This is a genomic window from Cellulomonas sp. P4_B5_2, from assembly GCF_056402235.1.
Window position 1 is genome coordinate 1 of the sequence record NZ_JBFUHU010000444.1, and the last position, 2,345, is coordinate 2,345.

The window sequence follows — 2,345 nt, forward strand, 5'->3', positions numbered from 1 at the left end:
GTCTCGGCGATCCCGGTCGACCCGCGGCTCGGCCGGGCGCTCCTGGACGGTGCTGCGCTCGTCGGCGCCCGACGTGCCGCCGAGGTCGTCGCCCTGCTCGCCGACGACGCGCGTGCACCCGGCGGTGACCTCGTGGCGGCCCTGCGTGCGCTGCGCCGCGGAGGGTCGCAGTCGGGGGCGTGGCGGACCCAGGTCGGCCGTCTGCAGGCCTCGGTCCCGGGGACGGCGCCCACCGAGGACCTCACGGACGACCTCACCGTGGGCCTGCTCGTCGCCCTCGCCCACCCGGACCGCCTCGCCCGCCTCCGACCAGGGGGGTCGACGTACCTGATGACCTCCGGGACGGGCGCGTCGCTCCCGCCGGGGTCCGCCCTGGTGGGCCAGCCGTGGCTCGCGGTCGCCGACGCCGACCGCGGGGCCTCCCGGCGGGATGCGACGATCCGGTCCGCGGCCCCGATCGACCAGGGCCTCGCGGTCGAGGCGGCCCCGGCCCTGCTGCGTGAGGAGGACGACGTGTCCTGGTCGAACGGCAGCGTCGTGGCCCGACGGGTGCGCCGGCTCGGCGCGATCGAGCTGACCTCCGTCCCGCTGACCAGCCCGTCGCCGGCCCTCGTCGTCGACGCGCTGCGCGAGGGCCTGTCCCGCGACGGTCTGGCCCTGCTGCGCTGGTCGGAGGCGGCGACGAACCTGCGGCACCGGATGGCGTTCCTGCACCGCGCACTGGGTGCCCCGTGGCCGGACGTGTCGGACGCCGCGCTGCTCGCGCACCTGGAGGAGTGGCTGGGTCCCGACCTCGCCCGTGTCCGCGGCGCTCGGGACCTGGGACGCGTCGACGTCCTGCAGGCACTCCGGAGGCTCCTGCCGTGGCCCGACGCGAGCCGGCTCGACGCGCTCGCGCCGGAACGGCTCGCCGTACCCAGCGGCTCGCAGGTGCGCGTGGACTACACCGGAGACCAGCCGATCCTCCCGGTCCGCCTGCAGGAGACGTTCGGGTGGCGCGCGACCCCGCGGCTGGCCGACGGACGCGTCCCGGTGCTCCTGCACCTCCTGTCGCCCGCAGGCCGTCCCGCCGCCGTGACCGCGGACCTGGAGTCGTTCTGGCGCACGGGCTACCCGCAGGTCCGGGCCGAGCTGCGCGGCCGGTACCCGAAGCACGCGTGGCCGGACGACCCGCTGACCGCTGCGCCGGTGCGCGGCGTCCGCCGGTAGGACGATGGGCACCATGCCCCCGTCCACGATCGCCCGCAGGACGTGGTGGCGCGTGCGCGACTACGCCGCCGTGCTCGGCTGGCAGGCCGCGGGGATCGCGTCCCGCACCGACCCCGACGACCTGCGCCGGCCGGAGCACCCGGTGGGGCCCCCGGTCGTCCTGGTCCCGGGCGTCTACGAGTCGTGGCACTTCCTGCTGCCTCTGGCGACCCTCCTGCACGAGCACGGCGTCCGGGTGCACGTGCTGCCGGACCTGGGCAACAACCGCCGGCCCGTCCCGTTCGGGGCGGGCGTCCTCGGGCGCTACCTGACGGACCGCGACCTGCGCGACGTCGTGCTCGTGGCCCACAGCAAGGGCGGGCTGATCGGCAAGCTCGCGATGCTGCGCGAGGACCCGGACGCCCGGATCGACTCGATGATCGCGGTCAACACCCCGTTCGCCGGGTCCGTCCTGGCCCGGTGGTTCCTGGCGCCGTCCGTGCGCGCGTTCCGGCCCACCGACGCGACGATCCTGGCGCTCGCGGCCGAGCGCGACGTGAACGCACGGATCACGTCCGTGTACAGCCACTGGGATCCGCACATCCCCGGGGGCAGCGCGCTCGAGGGAGCGCGGGAGGTCGTCCTGGACACCCCGGGGCACTTCCGGCCGCTCGCCGATCCTCGCTTGCACGAGCTGCTGCTCGAACGGCTCCTCACTCCCGGGGCAGCTGCAGAACCCGGGTGAACCCCGGCTGGTCGGGGTCGTCGACGATCTCGACGCCGTCCAGCCAGGACGAGATCACGTGCGCGAGCTCGCCCGGGTGGCTGAAGTTCATCGCGTGCGCGGCGCCCTCGATGAGAGCCACGGTGGTGTGGTCGCCGGCGAGCCGACCGACCTCGCGCACCCGCGCCGGCGGCGCCATGAGCGGGTCCCTGCTGCCGATCACCGCCAGCGTCGGCACCTTCACCTTGAGCAGCCGCTCGAGCGACGGGAACCGGGTGAGCTCGCTGAACAGGTGGAACGTGTTGACCGGGCCGAACCGCAGGTAGTCGGGCACCGCCACGCGCGCCATCCGGCGGTTCTCGCGCGCGCCGTCGATCGCGAGCTGCCGCACGGCCCGCCCCAGCCCCTGGTTGTGCACGCCGCCGGCCGGGGA

General features: G+C 75.7%; 3 protein-coding genes. 2 read left to right on the forward strand and 1 reads right to left on the reverse strand.

Annotated elements, in window-relative coordinates; translation table 11 throughout:
* Together AC1DUQ_RS20870 and AC1DUQ_RS20875 are read left to right on the forward strand one after the other, a co-directional pair.
* Positions 1–1,209: ATP-dependent helicase C-terminal domain-containing protein (locus AC1DUQ_RS20870; protein WP_477074532.1), on the forward strand; the 1,209-nt coding region annotated here is incomplete at its 5' end.
* A 13-nt stretch (positions 1,210–1,222) separates the two neighbouring features.
* Positions 1,223–1,933 carry an esterase/lipase family protein gene (locus tag AC1DUQ_RS20875; RefSeq protein WP_477061845.1) on the forward strand — a complete coding sequence of 237 codons (711 nt, stop codon included), beginning with the start codon at positions 1,223–1,225 and terminating at the stop codon, positions 1,931–1,933.
* Here AC1DUQ_RS20875 and AC1DUQ_RS20880 read toward each other — a convergent pair.
* The coding region (locus tag AC1DUQ_RS20880) for an alpha/beta fold hydrolase (RefSeq protein WP_477074533.1) at positions 1,902–2,345 on the reverse strand (444 nt) is incomplete at its 5' end. The two genes, AC1DUQ_RS20875 and AC1DUQ_RS20880, sit on opposite strands and share 32 nt — an antisense overlap.